Annotated in this window: 11 protein-coding genes and 1 pseudogene; 1 reads left to right on the top strand and 11 read right to left on the bottom strand. The window is 54.4% G+C overall.

Annotation, left to right across the window (positions count from 1 at the left end):
- Positions 1-58: 58 nt before the first annotated feature.
- The 8 genes and pseudogenes from hrpA to IMCC3135_RS01420 form a co-directional block, all read right to left on the bottom strand.
- Positions 59-3,967, bottom strand: a complete 3,909-nt coding sequence (hrpA, locus tag IMCC3135_RS01455) for an ATP-dependent RNA helicase HrpA (RefSeq protein WP_088915964.1) — start codon at positions 3,965-3,967, stop codon at positions 59-61.
- A gap of 85 nt (positions 3,968-4,052) precedes the next feature.
- The gene (locus IMCC3135_RS35380) at positions 4,053-4,802 is read right to left on the bottom strand and encodes a transposase (RefSeq protein ID WP_088915963.1); all 750 of its coding nucleotides are present in this window, start codon (positions 4,800-4,802) and stop codon (positions 4,053-4,055) included.
- A gap of 259 nt (positions 4,803-5,061) precedes the next feature.
- Complete coding sequence (locus IMCC3135_RS01445; protein WP_088915962.1) at positions 5,062-5,685, bottom strand: SPOR domain-containing protein; 624 nt, start codon at positions 5,683-5,685, stop codon at positions 5,062-5,064.
- A 3-nt stretch (positions 5,686-5,688) separates the two neighbouring features.
- Positions 5,689-7,167: an arginine--tRNA ligase gene (gene argS / locus IMCC3135_RS01440; protein ID WP_088915961.1), complete on the bottom strand. Its 1,479-nt coding sequence runs from the start codon at positions 7,165-7,167 to the stop codon at positions 5,689-5,691.
- A gap of 118 nt (positions 7,168-7,285) precedes the next feature.
- Entirely contained in the window at positions 7,286-9,472 is a 2,187-nt protein-coding gene (locus IMCC3135_RS01435; protein ID WP_088915960.1) for a primosomal protein N', read from the bottom strand.
- 555 nt (positions 9,473-10,027) lie between these two features.
- Positions 10,028-11,404 carry an NAD(P)(+) transhydrogenase (Re/Si-specific) subunit beta gene (locus tag IMCC3135_RS01430; RefSeq protein WP_088915959.1) on the bottom strand — a complete coding sequence of 459 codons (1,377 nt, stop codon included), beginning with the start codon at positions 11,402-11,404 and terminating at the stop codon, positions 10,028-10,030.
- A 143-nt stretch (positions 11,405-11,547) separates the two neighbouring features.
- A pseudogene (locus tag IMCC3135_RS01425) lies at positions 11,548-11,844 on the bottom strand (NAD(P) transhydrogenase subunit alpha part 2); the annotation flags it as partial.
- Positions 11,841-13,553, bottom strand: coding sequence for a hypothetical protein (locus IMCC3135_RS01420; RefSeq protein ID WP_088915957.1), 1,713 nt, complete (start codon positions 13,551-13,553; stop codon positions 11,841-11,843). The gene IMCC3135_RS01420 and the pseudogene IMCC3135_RS01425, both read right to left, overlap by 4 nt.
- 251 nt (positions 13,554-13,804) lie before the next feature.
- On the opposite strand from IMCC3135_RS01420, the gene hemH reads away from it, so the two are divergent.
- The gene (gene hemH / locus IMCC3135_RS01415) at positions 13,805-14,929 is read left to right on the top strand and encodes a ferrochelatase (RefSeq protein ID WP_088915956.1); all 1,125 of its coding nucleotides are present in this window, start codon (positions 13,805-13,807) and stop codon (positions 14,927-14,929) included.
- Between the two features lie 85 nt (positions 14,930-15,014).
- Here the strand turns inward: hemH and IMCC3135_RS01410 are convergent, their stop codons facing one another.
- From IMCC3135_RS01410 to IMCC3135_RS01400, 3 genes are read right to left on the bottom strand one after another with little or no spacing between them, the layout of a single operon-like run.
- Positions 15,015-16,217, bottom strand: coding sequence for a serine hydrolase domain-containing protein (locus IMCC3135_RS01410; RefSeq protein WP_088915955.1), 1,203 nt, complete (start codon positions 16,215-16,217; stop codon positions 15,015-15,017).
- Between the two features lie 49 nt (positions 16,218-16,266).
- Positions 16,267-18,084: a GGDEF/EAL domain-containing response regulator gene (locus IMCC3135_RS01405; protein WP_088915954.1), complete on the bottom strand. Its 1,818-nt coding sequence runs from the start codon at positions 18,082-18,084 to the stop codon at positions 16,267-16,269.
- Entirely contained in the window at positions 18,081-21,254 is a 3,174-nt protein-coding gene (locus IMCC3135_RS01400; RefSeq protein WP_088915953.1) for an ATP-binding protein, read from the bottom strand. The genes IMCC3135_RS01405 and IMCC3135_RS01400 overlap by 4 nt, the downstream gene beginning before the upstream one ends.
- Positions 21,255-21,329 lie beyond the last annotated feature (75 nt).

Here is a 21,329-nt window from a genome sequence, read left to right as displayed (position 1 = left end):
TTAATTGAAGGAAGTCTAGCCGCGATTTTCAGCCTCGCAAGCAATTTGCATAACGCTGTCAGAGTTTCGGCATCCACTTGGCCAGATCCTGAACCCGGTTTTCCAGACGCGAGACTGAGACCTTCTCGCGCGTACGCAGATCCTGTGCAAACAAGGAGACTCGCAGCTCCTCGAAAGCCCACCTTAAATCACTGTGAGCCTGGCGGTATGCCGGATCATCATCACGCTCTGGCCGTAGAGTCTTGAAAGCTTCCCACACCGGCAACAGCTCGGCACGACGGCGCCGATCCTTGTCCGGTGCCATGTCAATGGCATCAAGACGCTTGTCCATGGCCTGAAAATAAACGGGTAAACGATTGAGTCGCTGCAGACCGGTTCGCGTCACGAATCCTACAGAAATCAACTGTGCAATCTGATCTTTGATATCCACAGCAGGCTCGATCCAACTGAGCGATATTGAACCTTCAAGTCGCTTGGCAACCTGGCGGTGCTGTTCGAATATCTGGCCCAGTACATCACATAACTGCGCTGCGATTCCAATCAGCAATGGCCGACCGGTTTCAAGCTGTTGCAGGAAACTGTCACGACTGCGCGGCAAATTGTCCAGATCGATAAACGCCTGATCAAGCGCTGCATTGACGATATCGTCAATCAGCATCTGCTTGTTGCCGAAGGGTGTAAATCGCAAACTCAGCACATTGATATTAGGCAATTTGCGCTGTAGATAACGTACCTCATCGCGCAGTATCTGCTTGTACAAGGCACGAACACCCAGAGGCATGGCACTCATTGCCGCGGCCTGTGTGGCAAACAATTTGATGCCAACGGTATCGCCCTTCGCCAGCAGCGCCGGAAACCCCTGTAGCGTCATACCACTTTTTTCGATGTCGACACTTTCTGGCAAATCACCGAAGTTCCAGTCAGAGACCTCATCGCGCTCGATACTATTGTCACTGAAACGCAACAGCGTCTCTTCGACCTCACCCACATAAGCTGCTTGCAGTGCAGTCAGATCGCGACCACTTCTAAGCACTTGACCACTGTTGCCAACCACTTCGAAGCGCATATTCAAGTGCTTGGGCAATGTCTGAACATCCCAGTCTTCGTGCGAGATCTGCACACCGGTCATACGTTGCAAATGCCGTGAGAGCGTAACAGGTAAAGAGCCCTCTTCCGGATTCATCGCAGCATTGGCAGCCGCCGCAAAATCCGGAGCAGGTACAAAATTACGACGCAGGCTCTTGGGCAAGGACTTGATGAGCAGCGTAATCTTCTCTTCCAGCATGCCGGGCACCAGCCATTCGCAACGCGTTCCGGACACCCGATTCAATACCTCGACCGGACAGATCAGCGTGACGCCGTCATCCTCTTCTCCAGGTGCAAAGTGATAGCGCAAGGGCAATACCATATTGCCCATTTCCATCTGGTCCGGATAATCTCTGGCACTGACATCGACCGCGTCATCCACCAATAACTGTTCTCGAGCAAAGAACAGTCCTCTTGGATTTTGCGTCTCGAAGCTGTGGCGCCATTTTTCAAAACTGGCAGCGGTGCAGATATCCTCAGGAATGATGCCATCGTAAAAACGCACCAGCTCTTCCGGATCGACGACAATGTCACGACGCCTGGATTTCTCTTCCAGACTGGTGACCTCATCAAGTAGCTCCTGATTGTAGCGGTGAAAATCGCCCTTGGTATTCAGCTCTCCGGCAACCAATGCTTCACGGATAAAAATCTGGCGCGATTCTGCCGGATTGATATTGGCGTAATTGACGCCCTTTTTCGGGTTGATGATCAAGCCATAGAGCGTGGACTGTGCCCAGGCGTTCACGGTGCCTTTCTTTCGATGCCAGTGGGCGTCACGATAACTGTACTGCAACAGATGTGCAGCCAGTGCTTCGATCCATTCGGGCTGGATAGCGCCGATCTGACGAGCGTAGAGCTTGCTGGTTTCAGCGACCTCACCTGCCATGATCCACTTGGGACCTTTCTTGAACAAACCCGAACCCGGGAAGATATTCAGATGCCGGTTACGTGTGCCCAGATAATTCTGCTTTTCAGTCTTGATAGCGACGTTGGCCAGCAGACCGGTGAGCAAGGCTCGATGAATATTGTCCTGCTCAGCCTCACCACTGCTCTGCTTCAGATCGAGCTCCTTGCACAGACGCTCCAGCTGTCGTCGTACATCCATCCATTCAATGATGCGTAATGCCGACAGGAATCGTTGGCGACACATCTTGCGAAACTGAGAATTGGACAGGGCCTCCTTTTGCACCGTCACGAAGTTCCACAGGTTCAACCACGCCATGTAATCTGATGATTCATGATTGAACTCGGCATGCTGCTCATCCGCCGCCTGGCGCTTGTCGAAAGGACGCTCACGCGGATCCTGAACCGACAAGCCACTGACCAATGTCAGCACTTCGCTAACGCAACCTTCATCGGCAGATGCCAGCAGCATTCGCCCCAGACGTGGATCTATGGGCAGCCTGGCAAGACGCTTACCCAGTGTTGTCAGCTGGCGGTTGTCATCCAGTGCGGCCAGTTCCTGGAGCGTGCGATAGCCATCATTGACGAACTTGGATTCGGGCGCTTCGACGAACGGGAATTGGTCAATACGTCCAAGCTTCATGGAGGCCATCTGCAAAATGACGGAGGCCAGGTTGGTACGCAGAATTTCCGGTTCCGTAAACTCCGCACGTGATAGAAAATCCTCTTCGGAATACAACCGGATGCAGACACCTGGTGCCACACGACCGCAGCGTCCCATACGCTGATTGGCAGACGCTTGAGAGACTTTTTCAATAGGCAGACGCTGCACCTTGCTGCGCACACTGTAGCGCGACAGACGTGCGTAACCGGGATCAACCACGGCTCTGATACCCGGTACGGTCAACGAGGTTTCAGCCACATTGGTGGCCAGCACGATTCGAGGGTTGGTATGCGACTGGAAAATCCTGTTTTGCTCGGCATTGGACAGGCGCGAAAACAGAGGCAATATGTCCACACCACGAAAGGCGCGGTTATGTGAGGACTGCTTGCCTAACAGATCCGCCATTTCGCGAATATCCCGTTCACCACTGAGAAACACGAGGATGTCGTGATGACGTTCCTTCAATAGCGTTTCACAGGCATTGGTGATGGCCGTAGGCATGTCGATGTCATCCAGCGAATCGGATTCGGCCTCAGGCGGCTGATAGCGCAACTCCACCGGATAGGCGCGACCCTCAGCGGTGATGATGGGCGCTCCATCGAAGTGTTCGGCGAATCGCTCAGGGTCGATGGTAGCCGAGGTAATAATCAGCTTCAGGTCAGGGCGTCGCTTCAGCAGGTTCTTCAGATAGCCGAGCAAGAAGTCGATGTTGAGTGAGCGCTCATGAGCCTCATCGATAATCAGCGTGTCATATTGGTTCAGCCAGGGATCGTTCTGGATCTCTGCCAACAGGATGCCGTCGGTCATCAGCTTGATATAGGTGCGATCACTGACCTGGTCGCTAAAGCGGATCTTGAAACCAACGGCCTCACCGACACTGGTTTCCAGCTCACTGGCAATACGGGCCGCAACAGTACGCGCCGCGATACGCCTGGGCTGCGTGTGTCCGATAAGACCTGCAACACCTCGTCCCGCTTCCAGACAGATCTTGGGTAGCTGTGTGGTTTTGCCCGATCCGGTTTCGCCGCACAGGATCACCACCTGATGCTGCTTGATGGCCTCCAGTATTTCTTCACGCTGCTCAACCACTGGCAGCTCAGGAGGATAAACGGGCGTTGGCAAATTCTGCGCACGGGTTGCCCGGCGCGCCGTCGATGCTGCCAGACGCTGCTCAAAACGCTGCGTCTCCGGATCATCCGTCGCTTTTGTTGCAACCTTCTTCACCATCCGCCGCAGCTTGTGCTGATCCACCAGCACACAGCCATCCACCAGCCGATGCCATTCCTTCTCGGATCTCTTGGGTCGGACCACCATAACTATTTGATAAACAAACAAAATACGAGCTAAAAAGCCCGTATTTTGCCCTTAATTGCGGATTCAAGCCCCTGAATCAGGGCATTTAAGCCGTAATTGTACTGCCTATGGTGCAATAACTTGACATCTGTTCGCGTACTGCAAAACTACCCGATTTCTCCGGCCGTGCACGCCGACCCGGATTGCTGTACGCCAGAGCTCGTTTCATCCATAAGGCGTATTCAAGGTTGCCCACGGCCACGCTGTCAGTCCACATCCCTTCACGCTGCAAATTACCGTTGCACAGCTGGTCATCAATCCAGCTTTCACGAGCCACCATCAGCTGTTCTGGCGTCTCGAAATTGAGCAGTCTGCAAATGCCCTCCATATCGATACGCGAACCACGACGTCGAGGGTGCTTGGTCTCATGATAGCCACTACATGACCACTCTTCAGGATGGGAGACCTCTCCAGCCCGCACCATGTTCAGGTCAATGTAGGCCATGCATCGAGAAAGATGCTGGTCGGTCTGAACAGCGGTAGCGTGATAACGATCTTCCCAGAAGGCTCCAGTGCGACCTTGTCGTTTGTTGAATTCCTGTGCAGTTCGGCCGGAAACGAGCTGCATCGCGGCTGGAATGGCGTTATTACCGCCGTCATGCACCAGGAGGTGAATATGGTTGGAGGTGACGATGTAATTCAGCACGCTAAGCCCGTACCGGCGCCGCGCCTGATACAACCAGTAAAGCCAGCGGCGTCGATCCACCTGGAATCGAAGCAGAAATTCTTTCTGATGGCAGCGCTGGGTGATGTGCCAGACCTGACCTGCAATAAAGTGGCGATTGGCTCTCGGCATTTCGTTCCCTCCTTGGAAACTGATTCATCTGTTGATGAAAATAACTTGTCTTCCTGCTTCATGCGGGAAGGCCTTGCGGCTACTGGAGTAAACACCTTCGAGCAGGTGCTGGCAATCAGCACGAGGACAAAATGAGACTCAGTCGATATTTCTTAAATGGAGGTTTTTGATAGGAAAAAGCTTGATTTAGGACCGTAATTGGCTCGAAATAACAAGATTATATTTTGTATATCAGTGGGTTACGATGGTCCGACCCAGGTTAGCCGGTTACGCGGATGAGTTTGTAGTTGATGCCGTTGCGCTTGAGTCGTTCTTTGGCGGAGTTGATGCGGGCCTGGTCGTAGAAGGGTCCGATCCGCACGCGGTGGCCGATGGTGCCATTGCTTTCTCCGCGAGCGACGATGAAAGCTTCCATCCCCAGCAGAAGCAGTGCAGCGCGCGATTTTTCGGCGTCTTCTGCGTTAAGGTAATTACCGGCCTGCAGGAAGTAGGATTCCCGACCGATGTTAGCGGGTGGTATCTCTGCATAACTCTCTGCAGCCAGACTACGAGCTGTCAGGCTTTGCACACTTCCGGGTACTACTCTTGTTGCCGGCGGAATGACTTTGGCGGCAGGCACTACTTCGCGCACGGCAGCTTCCTTTTCCTTTTGCTCAACTTTTTCCTCTTGAGCAATGGTCTGTTCAGGCAACAGGGAATAGAACTGGAAGCGGTTACTGACCGCATTCGGACTAACCTGACTTGCAGTAATGTCACTGGATGACATGCCTACCGGAATTCTGGATAGCAGGACGACAAAGCCGATGACGAAGCCCACAAGCAGCCCCAGCGCCAGGACGAACAGGCGATTACTGTGCGGTTCTGATTGTGGACCACTTACCATGTACTACATAACCTCTGGGGTGGATACGCCGATGAGCGTTAACCCGTTACCTAGCACCTGCTGTACCGCCAATAGCAGGCAAAGTCGCGCATTCCGCAATTCATCATCCTCGACAAGAACTTTATGCGCGTTGTAATAACTGTGTAGACCATTTGCCAGATCCCGCAAGTATCCCGTGAGTTGATGAGGCTCGTGTGCAAGGGCTGCACGAGCGATCAAATCGGGGTAAGTCGCCAGCAGAGTCATCAGCTCAGTCTCGGATGTTTCACTCAGACGGCCAATGGCAGCAAGGCCTGCAGCCTGATCAAAGACGAGTTGACGCTGGTCCAGCTGACGCATGACGCTGCAAATTCTTGCGTAGGCATACTGTACGTAATACACGGGGTTATCATTTGACTGTGATTTCGCCAGATCCAGGTCGAAGTCCAGGTGTTGTGAGTACTTGCGCATCACATAGAAGAAGCGGGCAGCGTCCTTGCCAACTTCATCTCGCAGTTCGCGAATCGTGACGAATGAACCAGAACGGGTAGACATTTGCACCCGTTCGCCACTGCGAAACAGAATCGCAAATTGAATCAGTAGAAATTCGAGTTTCTCGCGTGAATGCCCCAGTGCCTGACAGGCTGCCACCATTCGTGCGGTGTAGCCATGGTGATCGGCGCCGAAGACATACAGTACCTGATCAAAACCACGCTCCAGCTTATTATCAATATAGGCAATGTCCGAGGCAAAGTAGGTGCTCTGGCCATTGGCTCGAACCACAGCACGATCCTTGTCATCACCAAAGTCGGTGGAACGGAACCAGCGCACGCCGTCTTTTTCGTACAGATGCCCGGATGCCTCCAGCTTGTCGACGACGCGAGTCACATCGTCAGTCAGGCTGCGCTCACTGAACCATCGGTCGTAGTGCACACCGAACTCACCCAGATCCTGCTTGATATCGTCGAGTATGGAATTCAGAATATCCATTTGCCGGCCAGCATCATTGACGTAATACTCACGTTGCACGTCAAATCCAACAGCCTCCATCAGGTTGGCAATCGTTGCCCCCAACGCCGCGCCACGGCCATGCCCCACGTGCAACGGCCCGGTGGGATTGGCCGAGACGAACTCGACCTGTACTCGCTTGCCAGCACCTGTCTGACTGCGGCCAAACGCATCGGCTTGCGACAGTACCGTTGCCACCACCGCATTCTGGGCCTCATCGACCTGAAAGAAATTGATGAAGCCAGGGCCTGCGATAACCACCTCACGAATGGCATCAGCGCCCGGCAAGGCATCGATAAGAGCATGAGCGATATCGCGTGGCGCGCGGCCTGCAGGCTTCGCCAGCATCATTGCAAGATTGGATGCAAAGTCACCATGGCTGGAATCGCGAGTCCGCGAGACACTGATTGCAGGCCGGATATCCGCAGGGACTGTGCCATTGGCCTGTAGCACTTCAAGTGCTGCTGCCAGCTGTTGTTCGATCAGACCTTTCACGATGAAGTCTTCATGCGGATTTCCGGATGGCGAGTTTAACACTCACGCCCCGGCAGACTGTTGTGCTCAACCTATGAACCGAGTACCGGGTCGGGAACAAGACTCTAAACAAGATTACTTAGAACAAATCCACGGGGTCGACATCGATGGACCACCGACAGCGTCGGGCGCCAGGCAGCTGATCAATAACAGTGCACAGTCGGGAAAGACTGTCATTAAGCGTTGAACGCAAGTTTGACTGCAAAAGCAATTGCGCACGATAACGCCCGCCGAGCCGCTCCATGGGCGCTGGTGCCGGACCCATGACATCCAGTCGACCTGACTTGTTAGCGTGCAAGCTATCGGCAACCTGCACAAGGAAGCCATGTGCTTCTCTGGCGTCGCTGGCTTCAGCTCTGACCAGGGCCATGAATGAGAACGGCGGCAATTCTGCCAGACGCCGATCGGACATGGCAATTTCGGCAAAGGACTCGTAACCTTCCTTTACCAGTGTCTGCAGCATCGGATTGTCAGGATTACGTGTCTGTACCAGAACGGCGCCACGCTGTTTCTCTCGGCCCGCGCGTCCCGCCACCTGCACGATCAGCTGCGCCATATGCTCCAGTGAACGGAAATCGGTACCGAACAGGCCACGATCCGCGTCCAGAATACAAACGAGCGTCAGCTTCGGAAAATGATGTCCTTTGGCCAGCATCTGTGTGCCAACCAGAATTCGCGCCTCACCACTATTGGCGCGATTCAACTGCGCCTCCAACGCCCCCTTGCGTCGTGTGCTGTCACGATCGATGCGGGCAATATCGATCTCCGGAAACTCGATCTGCAATGCTTCTGTAATCCGCTCAGTGCCGTAACCAACCCGATCCAGCTCAGCTGAACCACAACTGTCACAGACCGAGGGCAACGCTCGTTCTGATCCACAATGATGGCATCGCAGTCGGTTGTGGCGCGCATGAACGGTCATATGTGCATCGCAACGGCGGCAATCAGCTGCCGCACCACAATCGTTGCATAGCAAGGTGGGGGCAAACCCGCGTCGATTAATGAAGACCAGCGCCTGCCCCCCCCTGCCCAGATGCTCCCGAATAGCGTCCAGCAAGCGATCACTCATACCTTCGATCAGCTTGCGCCGCCTGATGTCCAGTAAGCCCATGGTAGGAGCCACGGCATCACCTGCCCGCCGCGTCAGTGCCAGTTCGACAAACCGCCCAGCCGTCACATTGTGAATACTTTCGAACGACGGTGTAGCCGTGCCCAGCAATACCGGGCATTGTCGGTTACGGGCACGCATCAGAGCCAGGTCCCGTGCGTGATAACGAAAACCATCCTGCTGCTTCAGCGATCCGTCATGCTCTTCATCGATGATAATCAGTCCCAGTCTGGGCATGGGCGCCAGAATGGAGGAGCGTGTACCGATGACCACGTCAGCATGCCCTTCATACGCGCAAAGCCAGTTCTGCAAGCGCTCAGTATCATTGAGTCCGGAATGCAGATTCACCAGACACCCACTGATGCGTCGTTCGAATCGACTCATTAATTGTGGTGTCAGGGAAATTTCAGGCACCAGAACCAGCACCTGCAAACCTCGCCTGCTCACCTCTTCGATGCAGCGCAGATAAACTTCGGTCTTGCCACTGCCAGTAACGCCACGCAGCAGGAAGCTTGCGAATGTTCCCAGTTTTGCGTTGACAGCCTCTACCGCTCTTGCCTGCTCATCCGACAATGTTGGCCCTTGCTCCGCCGCCTCGTTACGCGGCACTTCAATAGCAGTATCGCAAGCAACCAGGCCTTGTTCGATTAGCGGTTCGAGCGAATGACGCCAGCGTGGGCTGAGGGCACGCAGACTATCCGGGGCCACCGGCCTGCCACCAGAGCCACGCAGATGGTCGAGCAGTCGTTTTTGTACGACCGTCACGCGAACATCGGTGCTCGACTCATCCTGGGGTGTCGAACGAAAGTATTCACGTTCAGCCAGTGTTGCCGCATGTCCCTTGCGCAGCAGACTGGGCAAGGCTGAGCCCAGAACCTCCCCCAACGGATAATGGTAGTAGCGACTGGCCCACTTCAGCAGCGTCATCAGATCTTCGGGCAGTATGGCTTTCTCATCGTGCACCTTATGGACAGCGCGCAGTTTCGCTGCAGGCACATCACTATGCTCGATGGCTGCAACCACAATACCGATGACTTGGCGACGGCCAAAGGGGACCGTTACGCGAGTCCCCGCCACTGCCGGCAGAGGCGATTTCCAGCGATAGTCGAAGACGCCATAGACCGGAGTCTTGACTGCAACTTGCACCAATGGATTCATGGGCTTAGCCAGAATTCGACAACAATGCGGTTTCTACACGCGTTCCAACAGCTTTCTGAAGTCCCGTCAAACCATTGTGCCCATAGCGCCAAAAAATTCTCGATTCTCCACAAACGCCTGTGGATAAGTATGTGGACAAACTTTGTAGAACCTGATCGCAATTCGATTCATTCATGATTCAGTCAAATTTCTCCGGATTCGTAAATGATCATAATGTTTATATATTTCAACACGTTACAAATCCAATGTGGGGTCTACTATTTCTCAATACAGGATTTTTTCGAATCAGGCAAGCCTTGTGGGCAATTGTGCATAAGCCAGATGCAATATCACATTCGTCAAGCGTGAGTAACGACAATTTTCAGACATCTAACCGTTATTCAGCATTTATTTTCTGGCAATAAGCTGTATTTGAAGAGCGCTGTGCACATGGTTCGCGACACTCATTCCGACGGCTCTCTGATCAGGATGCAACCCTGTCGAGCAGGTGTGATACCCCATCACACAAGAAAATCGTGGCGAATCAAGACCTATCTGATCGTCTTTGAGCAACGATCAATCCAGCCCCTTGATGGCCATGATGAGTTCCTGCACAGAGTCTCGCGCATCGCCGAACAGCACACGCGTCACCGGCGCAAACAGCAACGCATTCTCCACACCCGCGTAACCCGTTCCATCGCCACGCTTGAGCACGATCACGCGTGCAGCATGATCCACATTCAGTACTGGCATACCGAACAGCGGTGACTCACTATCATCTCGAGCCGCCGGATTGACAATGTCATTGGCGCCGACAACGAGTACCACATCAATCTGGGAAAATTCCGAGTTGATCGCGTTCAGATCGCTGATTTTCTCGTACGGTACACCCGCTTCAGCCAGCAGAACATTCATGTGTCCGGGCATGCGCCCAGCTACCGGGTGTATGGCAAATTCAGTCTGCACACCGCGCTCATCGAGCAGCTGCGTCAATTCCCGGATCTTGTGCTGTGCCTGGGCCGTTGCCATACCGTAGCCCGGCACGATCATCACACGGTTTGCATAGGCCATGTCCACCGCCGCATCGCGCGCATCGGTTGTATTCACATGATCTCTGCCATGCGTCGAGGTGGGCGTATCAACTTGAATCCCGAACCCTGAATACATGATTTCACTCAGGCGGCGATTCACAGACCTTGCCATCAAGCGGGTCAACAGAGAGCCTGCAGCAAACACGATGGTGCCAGCGATCACCATGGCAGGGTTATCCAGCACAAATCCGTCAAGGGCTACCGCTAGTCCCGTCAGGGCATTGTAGAAAGAGATGAGTACGGGCATATCTGCAGCTGAAGTGGGCAAGGTCATCAACAGCCCGAAGCTCACGGCCAGCAAGGCAAACAGCAAGAGCAGCACCGGATGGGCCGTAGCCGAAGTTGCCAGGATCAAGCCCAGTAGTAGTACCAGCGCGCCACTGGCCAGATAGGCAACCTGGCGCTTGGCAAAACCTTCGCGTCGCGAGAAGTAACCACTGAGCCGCAGGAAAGCGAAAATGGATCCGGAAAAGGAGATCCAGCCAATCAAGCCGCTGACGACCGCCAGTGCCTTGACCCCAGGGCCATAATCGGACACATGCAACAGTACGAGCATGCCGATGCTTGCCGCAGCAGCACCGCCAAGGCCGTTGTACAAGGCAACCATCTGCGGAATGTTGGTCATGTCGACCTTGCGTGCATGCAAGAAGGCAATACCGCCCCCCAATGCCATTGCCAGCAGAATAAGAACGTGATTACGCCCCAATTCCGGATGCAGAAACATGGAGATAATGGCCAGCAACATACCGAGGCCGGCAAACCATATTCCAGTACGAGCACGCGTAGGCGAGCTGAGTCTGCGCAAACCGATCACAAATAGAACCGTTGCAATGAACCAGACCAGCTGCAGACTGATGGGCATACTCTGGTTCATGCGTTATCGCCAGATGAGCGGTCGGTACCTTTTCTGGTAACCGGTACGGATTCAGATCGCGACAGTGGACGATTTTTGGCACCAGGCAATCGCCGGTCCTCTCCCACTGGATTATGGCGACCGCCAGCAGTCGAGGAACTGCCTCGCTTCATGGACTTGTGATTGAACAAGGCCAGCATACGATCGGTGATCACGAAACCACCCACGACATTGGCAGCCCCCGCAGTGACGGCAATAAAACCGATGACCTGCTCAATCGTTCCCTGCGCGTTGCCTAGTGCCAGCATGGCTCCTGCCAACACGATACCGTGAATGAAGTTGGAGCCGGACATCATCGGTGTGTGCAAGATGGATGGCACCCGGGCTATCAATAAATAGCCTGCCACCGCGGCCAGTAGTATCAGGTAAAGCCCACCGATGCCGCTCATGGTTTTTTCTCCATCAATCGCTGCGCCTGTCCACGCCAATCCTGTTCCCTGACCTCATCACTGAGCTCAAGTCGCACGGTCAGTTTCTCCAGGGCATCGTCGTCAAGTTCAGCAAGATCCTGCCAGAGCCGATAGCCAAAGGCGTAGAGTCGCTGTTGCAGCGCAGGCCCCACACCATCAATCAGTATCAGTTCGTCGCAAGGCAATTCGGCTTCCTCAACAGCAACGGTGACACCTGCAGGTTTACTAGTCGCGGCCAGCCTGACGATCTCATCGGCGTCCACACCTTCCAGTGCGGCCAGATCCCGTAAGTCCTGTTCGTCGATAGCGCTGTCCGATAGCTCAAGAGTCGCCAAAGTGTCCACCTGATCAATCGATTGCGCGGCCCCTGGGGATGTAGCATCGTCGCCCATGTCTTGCTCCGCCCCCGCAGTGCGGTCGGTAACCGACTCATCACTCCCGCCAGTTGCCTGCTCTGCATCTGCAACTGGAGAATCATTGGTGTCGGCCTCCTCCCTCAGCCAGCCCGAATTCTGATCCGGCAGCTCAGCCGGAGCAGGGGCTGCGTGACCAAAGGGCACGGCTTCGGTCTTGAGCAGACTCGCAATATTGGGGTGATTGATGCTGCCAGCGTGCATCAGTACACAACGCGCAATGATTTCGTCTTCTGGGTTCAGCACCACTTCGTTGTCGACGATGATCAGCTGCAGCATGTTATGCACATTGCGAGCATACATCTCACTCGCATGTACCGCGCCGTGACTGGGCAGGTTCAAGGGCCCGGCGATCAGTGTGTCGTTGTAATAGTAGTGCTCCCCGATACGTGTCAACTCACAGTTACCACCGCTCGAGGCTGCCATATCCACAATGACCGACTCTGGCAGCATGCCGTTGACCATATCCTTGGTAATGATTCGGGGTGCGCGTCTGCCCGGCAGCGCTGCCGCACAGATGACCACATGAGCCCGCGCCAGATGCTCAGCCAAGACATCGTGCTGAAGCTGTTTTTCATCCTTGCGCAGGGCCCGTGCGACACCACCGGCGCCTTCCACCTCGACTCCCGTGTCGATCATGCGGGCACCCAGCGATTCAATCTGTTCCTTGGCGGCCTTGCGGATGTCATAGGCTTCGACTTGTGCACCCAGGCGCCGAGACGTGGCAATGGCTTGCAGTCCGGCCACACCTGCGCCGATGACCAGCACTCGTGAAGGCCTGATAGTTCCGGCAGCGGTTGTCAGCATGGGAAAAAGCCTTGGTGACAGCTCAGCTGCCAGCAGGGCCGCCTTGTAGCCGGCCACCGTCGCTTGTGAAGACAGGGCATCCATAGGCTGCGCCCGTGTGGTTCGAGGCAGATGATCCATGCCCAGGACGGTTATCTGGCGCTCTCGCAGAGCTTCAACTTCTTCCAGATGCTGGAAGGCTGACATGATGCAGACCAGCACTGTATGCGGCTGCAACAAGGCAATTTCGTCGAGCGTAGGACACACCACCTTGACGACGATGTCCGCCTCGCGAACGACATCGGCAAAGCTGCCCATGACCGTAACGTCTTGATAAGACTCGTCATAAAAGCTGGCTAAATGGCCACATTGCGCCTCAATCCGGACCTGTTGGCCAGATTGCTGCAAACGTTCTACGCGAGACGGATCTAACGCGACACGACGTTCACCGGAGCGACGCTCTCTGGGTAGGGCGATGATTAGCGACAAGTCGCACCTCTGGCGCGTTGAGGAATCGGCATTTGTCCAAACAGTTATACTTGAAACGATACGCAGTTTACCCGCACAAGTGATCCGATCGGGGATACGTTTGCACTCTTGGCCCAATAACCTCGCTCGGTTGTGATACCTCACATCTGTCAGCAACCAATCACGTTCAGGTCTCGTATGACAGACTCAAACCTGACTTTTCGCATACATATGTTGTCCCACCCCCTGAACCCGGCACTGCCTGCAAGCACATGAAATATATCGGCACACCCAACTACGCGCATGAGTCCGAAGGACGACTCGGTGTTCTGATCGTCAATCTCGGCACACCCGCAGCCCCCGAAACCGGTGCTGTCAGACGTTATCTTGCCGAATTTCTGAGCGACCCGCGCATCATAGAACTACCGCGCTGGCTCTGGAAAATCATTTTGCACGGCGTCATTCTCAGAATCCGTCCGGCCCGCAGCGCCAAGGCTTATCGTGAAGTATGGTCAGATGAGACCGGCTCCCCCCTGCTGAGCATTTCGCGCCAGCAAAGTGCGGCACTGGCCGTCGAACTGGAAAAGCGCTTTGGCGAGCATGTTACCGTTTCACTGGGCATGCGATATGCCCAGCCCTCTATTGATAGTGCTATCACGGAACTGGAAGCGGCCAATGTTCGACGGCTGATCGTGCTACCCATGTACCCGCAGTATTCAGGCACCACTACCGCCTCGGTTTTCGATGCAGTTGCCAGTCGCATGCAGCGCACGCGCTGGATACCTGAAATGCGATTCATCAATCAATTCTGCGATCACCACGCTTTTATCAAAGCACTGGCCGACAGCGTGCGGGAAAGCTGGGAGGCGAACGGTCGCGGCGATCTGCTGGTGACCTCCTATCACGGCATACCACAACGCTATCTGTTAGCCGGCGATCCCTACTTCTGCCTGTGCCACAAGACCTCACGTCTGCTAGGCGAGGAACTGGGCCTGGCCACCGAGCAGATTCGGGTCGTTTTTCAATCACGCGTCGGCAAAGAGGAATGGTTGCGTCCCTATTGCGATGAAACCATGAAAAAGCTGCCGGGCGAAGGCTTCAAATCCATCGATATCATGAGTCCTGCCTTCTCGGCAGACTGCCTGGAAACCATTGAGGAAATCTGCGGCGAGAACCGTGAATATTTCGAAGAAAATGGCGGTGAGCGATTTCAGTACATCCCGTGCCTGAATGATCGACAGGACCATATTACATTTCTGGGAAATCTGGTTGAACGTCACGCCCAAGGCTGGCCTGAAACCGATCCGGAGCGTGATATTGAAACCGAGCGCGAACAGCTACAAGCCACAGCCGCCAGGGCCAAGACCCAGCGGACAAAGTTGCTTGGCAAAGACTGACTGACAGAGCCTGCGCGGCAGCAACTCTCGAGTGAGATGTTTCTGCCGCGAGGAAGTCATTTACTAAGGGATCGTGAAACAATCCCTAAGCTAGCGTTCCGTAGGCAAGCGCCTGAATATCCGGGCCGAGCGTGACTTCAGAGCCCAGATACTGGGCCATGACAATGCCACTGAACTCATTGGCGCGGTCCACCCAGAAATAAGTACAGGCAGCGCCTGCCCAACCGCCTTCACCGATCCCCGTCAAACGCATGGAGGCGGAAGTATCCGCCATGACTCGGCCCACCAGGCCCCAGCCGTAGCCCGGGTAGGCTTTAGTACCGATGGTAATGGGCATCTGTTGTTGTGTCAGGCGGTTTTGCCACAGACAATCCAGCATGGGTCGGGACAATATCAGCTCTCCAGATGACGCTTTGCCGTGCATCAACACACTCATGAATTGTCGATAGTCGTCGACTGTCGAATACAGACCAATACCGCCGCGTGCGAAATCAGGGTCTGTGGACGGATAGCTGGCATCCACGTTCATGGCTCGTAATTGATTGCTCGGCACCTTATTCTCATCCGCCGCCGCCGCCGGAGCTTCCCCCAGCTCTCGCTGGCCGAACATCTGCGCCAGACGATGATGATTCTCCTCACTGAGCTGAAATCCGGTCTCTGACATGCCCAGAGGTTCGAACAGGGCATCTTGCAAACACGCTGACAAGGGCTTGCCGGAAACCTTCTCCAGAATGCTGGCCAGCACATCGGTTGCATAACTGTAGTACCAGCGAGTGCCGGGCTGATGCGCCAATGGCATGCTCGCCAGTGCTGCGCTGAGATCCTGCAGTGATCGAGATCCATCAGCCGCCAGAGCTGCCGCGCGATACTGATCAGCAACTGGACACCCAGGCAGAAAATCGTAGGATAGCCCGGCGCGATGAGTCAGCAGGTCTTCAATAGTGATGGCTCGCTGGCAAGCTTGTAACGAACCGTCGGCACCGAGTACGCGTTGCCCGGCAAATGCCGGCAGCCAGCGACTGATCGTATCATCAAGTTGTAGTAAGCCCTGCTCAATCAACTGCAGACAATAGACCGAGACAATCGGCTTCGTCATGGAATACAGGCGATACAGCGTATCCTTGTTCAGGGGCTGCTCGCTCTGAGCATCCTGATATCCGGCCATGCCTTGCTCGACCACCTTGCCACGATGTTCAAGACACCAGGCCACCCCTTTGAACTGGCCGGTCGCTACCTGATGTTGAACATGATTTCGCAGTGAAGCAACGCGAGTTGACTGAAATTCCATACGCAGGGGCCGGATTCGAAAACGGGAATACGGATAGTCTATCGAACCCTCAGGCGCATTTCCGCAAATCTTCCATCATGAGGCGCTCGAATTCCACGGCATTCACCGGGCGACTCTTGAAATAGCCCTGATATTCTTCGCAGCCGAGCAGACGGATATGATCCAGCTGCACTTGCTCCTCGATGCCTTCAGCGACCACGCTTAGTTCAAGGTCATGTGCCAGCGACACGATCGCCTTGACGATAGGCGCTTTGACGTTGGCCTGCGTAATCTCCATGATAAAGGATCGATCAATCTTCAGTTGGTCGATCGGGAAGCGCTGCAGATAGCTCAGGGAAGAATAGCCTGTGCCAAAATCATCAACCGAGATGCCGACACCAATATCACGCAGTTTCGACAGCTTCTCGATGTTGCTCTCGACATCGTCCATGATCATGTTTTCAGTCAGCTCGATGATCAGAGCACTGGACGGCAAACCCGTTGTCTTGAGAGTCTGTTCAATCATGTCATGGAAACCCGCTTCATATAGCTGGCGGATGGAGACATTCACCGCTATCTTGAAGTTCGGATTGCAATTACGACGAAATTCGACAGCCTGATAGCAGGCTGATTCAAGTACCCATTGGCCAATGGCGACAATCATCCCCGACGACTCCGCAACCGGTATGAATTCTACCGGCGAAACGAAGCCAAGCTCCGGGCTTTCCCAACGCAACAAGGCTTCGGCACCGTTAATCACGCCCGTACTCACATTCACCTTCGGTTGATAGACCAGGCTCATCTCATTGTTGAGTAACGCCGTGCGCAATGCGTTCTCCATACGCAAGGCCCGCTTGGCAATCGACATCATGTCCGATGAATAGAACGCATAACCGGGTGGTTGCAGTTTCTGTGCAAAACGCATCGCCGTCTCGGCATTGTTGATCAGGCTTTCCACGCTGCGGGTATCGACACTCAGCGCAGACACGCCGGCACTGATCGAAACATAGACATCCTGCTGATCGACCACAAAGGGAATTTCCAGGTCGGCAATAATATTGGGCAGCCAGTCCAGCAATCCTGATTCATCCTTCAGCACTTCACTGAATGTAAGCAGGACACCAAAGCGTGCCCCTCCCAGTCTGGAAATGCAATGGGAAGAGACGCTGGTGATATTCTTCAATGGTGATACGTCATCTGATTTATCAAACACTGCCTGTAGCCGCTGACTAAACGTCCAGAGCACGTCATCGCCTCGATCTGATCCGAACGTATCGTTGATCGTCTTGAAGCGATTGATGTTGATCAACAGCAACGATATCTTGTCAGTCTGCGCAGGGGATGATTTGACCAGACGCTGGACAAGGCGGGAAAAATACATCCGGTTAGGTAAATTGGTCAGCGCATCAAAATGCATCAGGCGCTGCTCGTAGGCGCGTGACACAATCGTATTCTTCATGCGCAACGCCAACTCATTCGCATCCACAGGCTTGGGCAAGAAGTCAGTTGCTCCCAACTGCAGCGCTTCCACCTTGGTTTCCGGATCATTGGACGAGGTCAATACGATAATGGGCAGCTGCTTCAGATCATCATCATTTCTGACATCACGCAGAATTTCCAATCCGGATACTTCCGGCATATTCAGATCCAGTAATAGAACACTGGGTCTCTCGGTGCGGATGATCGCCATGGCCTGCGTCGAATCGCTCACACTGACAAACCGTCCGTAGCCCTGCGCAGTCAGATGCAACTGCAATACACGCATGTTGATGGGCTCATCATCCACCATCATGATCTTGGCACTAGCCACCAGTTTGCGTGTATGCGCATCCATATGGGCGGGCACACTATCCGCAGAATCGTGAGGCGAGGTGCTGGGCTTGTTCATCGGTTGGCAGCATCCGGAACGGGCGTGGCACGCCAACCCGCCAGTACCTGACGTGTATGGATCTTGATCTGATCCAGCAAGTCCGGCAAGCGCGCCGGATTGGAGTGCGCACACTCCTCCAGCTCATTGCACAGATCGGCGAACCCTGCGTAGCCCACGTTACCTCCCGAGCCACGTAACCAATGACCTATCTGAGCAACGGTCTCGTAATCACCCTCCTGCACTGCCGTTTCCAGACGCAGCTGCTCTTCCTGCACTCGCGGTATGAATTGCGCCACCACCTCATGAAAATCACGAATCTCCACAGGCAAGGTACTGAACACCGGCACGACCCCGGCAAAATCATCAACCGGTATGACGGGAACATCAGCGGGTGGCATGACATCGACTGCCTCCACGTTCACATCTGCAGGCATGTCCACGACAGCGTCCAGGATCGAGTCCGAGCTCGGGACCCGAACCGGGTCTGCACTTGTATCTGCAACCGCAACCTCCTCACCCGGAACGGGCGTGGCATGCCAACCCGCCAGCACTCGACGCGTATAGATCTTTATCTGTTCCAGTAAGTCCGGCAAGCGTGCCGGATTGGAGTGTGCACACTCTTCCAGCTCATTACACAGATCGGCGAACCCTGCGTAGCCCACGTTGCCTCCCGAGCCGCGTAACCAGTGACCTATCTGAGCAACGGTCTCGTGATCATCGTCCTGAACCGCCGTTTCCAGACGCAGCTGCTCTTCTTGCACTCGAGGTATGAATTGCGCCACCACCTCATGAAAATCGCTAATCTCCACAGGCAAGGTACTGAACACCGGCACCACCCCGGCGAAATCATCAACCGGCATGACGGGAACATCAGTGGGTGGCATAACATCGATTGCCTCCACGTTCGCATCCGAGAGCGGCGCGGACTCCAGTGCCGGGACCGCACTCGCATCCAGATCAGCCACTACATTCTCTTCGATTTCCCGACGAGTACCACCCAACTGTCTGGCAAGCAGATCGCCAAGCAAATCCATGTCAATGGGCTTGACCATATAATGCGAGAAGCCAGCTTCGAGAATACTCGCCTCGAAGCCTTTCATGGCATTTGCCGTCAAAGCCACAATAGGAGTTTCAATGCCAGCCTTCCGCATTTGTGATACTGCTTCATACCCATCCATTACAGGCATTTGTATGTCCATGAAAATTAGATCGTAAGGCTCCTTGACCATTGCCGCGACTGCTGCATCAAGACCCTCCTTTCCATTTTCGGCCAATTCGACAGTAAGTTTAAGGCCACCGAGCACCACAGACATCAACAGGCGGTTTTCCGGACCGTCATCAACCACCAGAATACGGCTAGCGGGCAGATCCCACGTCACTCGGGTCTGTATTGAGACCTTGTTCAAGGATCCGAGAATATCTTCAGGCGATTGCAAGAGGAAGTCTTCGGTCGCCACCGGCAAGTCCACATGAAAAGTACTACCCACACCTTCCGTGCTACTGACGCTCAACGTACCGTTCATGGCTTCGGTTAATTGCCGACTGATTGACAAGCCAAGGCCTGTACCGCCAAATCGCCGTGAAATACTGGCACTGGCCTGCGTGAACGCCTCGAAGATGCGACCCTGCTGTTCCTCGCTCATGCCGATACCACTATCAACGATATCAATGCGAATACGGGATTGTTCTCGCACCGCTTGCACCATAAAGGACAGCCGAATGAGCACACTGCCACTATCGGTGAACTTGATGGCATTGCCTACCAGATTGGTTATCACCTGCCGCAATCGCGACGGATCCGCAACGATGACATCAGGAAAGTCGGTGAGTACCTCGATGGACAACTCGATATGTTTTTCGTTAGCCTTTGATTGAAGGACTCGCACCACCTCCTGTGCAATCTTTGGACAATCGCAAGGCAGCAGTTCGACCTCCATGGCACCAGATTCGACTTTCGACAGATCCAGTACATCGTTGATCAGCTCCAGCAAATGCTGACCACTGTTGGCAATCGTATTCAGGTAGTCCAGACGCTCCGATTCGCTGGTTCCGTTGTTACGGCGCATGACCTCTGTAAAACCGAGAATGGCGGTCATGGGAGTCCGTATCTCATGACTCATGTTGGACAGAAACGCACTTTTTGCCTGACTGGCTTCTTCCGCGATTTGCATGGATTCACGTAGCAGGATCTCCTGCTCTTCCAGCTGGGTTACATCATCCATGCTGATCAGAACACCACCCACTTGATTATCAGCGGCAAAGACCGGCGAGCAGTTGACAATGAAGGTACGCACATGACCCGATGCATCTGTCAGACCGATCTTGTTGTGACGCGTCGGTGTTGCATTGATCAGGGAATCTTCCCATACAGGTTTTTCTTGCTGGTTCTCCGCCGCCCAGGGCAAATCCCCCGCAGGCATACCCAGTAGTGACTCAGGAGGCATTCCAGTGAGTTGGGCAAAGGCGGCGTTGGCAAGTACGATGTTGCCGCCAGAATCCAGAACCAGCAATGCCTCAGCGATGGTGTCCAGTGCTGAACGGACTCTTGAAGGAACCGCTTGCGAGGGATTCAGCTCCTTGAGCATCTTGCCAAGAAACAGATAGAACAACGGAAAACAGGCAAACCCCATGAACGCTATCAGAAACAAGGGAGAGTTCCAGTAACGCTCCAGCCAGCTTCCATTGTTTGAAGATTCAAATTTGAATATCAACGCGCCCCATTCACGTCCGCGCTGCATCAGCGGTACTTTCACATCGTCCGTCAGAATAACGATCGATGATTCTGCGGACGCCACGCGCTTTGCCTCGGACTGGAACAAGTAGTCTCCTCCTCGGTCACGCCGCAATTCGATCCCCTGTATATCCGGATTCTGCTCTACCACGAATTCAAGAGAGTAACGCAGACCCGACACATCTCCTTCTCTCAGTAAAACCGAGCCAAAAGTTGCGATCGCTTCGGACAGCGCGGTACGGGACTGCTGCAGAACGGCTTCCTGATTGGGTATCAGTCCAATGAACATGGCAATGAGCATCACGCTACTGACAAAGGAGGACAAACCCATGGCGATATGAAACCGCGCACCTAACTTGCGTATATGGTGCATCGGGTTAAGCACAGCCAGACGGCTCAGGATCCGTCTATCACTCGTGCGCACGCCCTGCTTGACGACCGAATCAGGCACAGACATGCTCAGTACTTCCAACTGTGGAGAATGCGACTACCACCCCCGCCGGCACTTTGCAGGCCTGGCGCCGCAGCATAT

Source organism: Granulosicoccus antarcticus IMCC3135 (assembly GCF_002215215.1).
Lineage (GTDB): Bacteria > Pseudomonadota > Gammaproteobacteria > Granulosicoccales > Granulosicoccaceae > Granulosicoccus > Granulosicoccus antarcticus.
The sequence above is the reverse complement of the archived record's forward strand: the minus strand, read 5'-3'. Positions and strand labels throughout refer to the sequence as shown.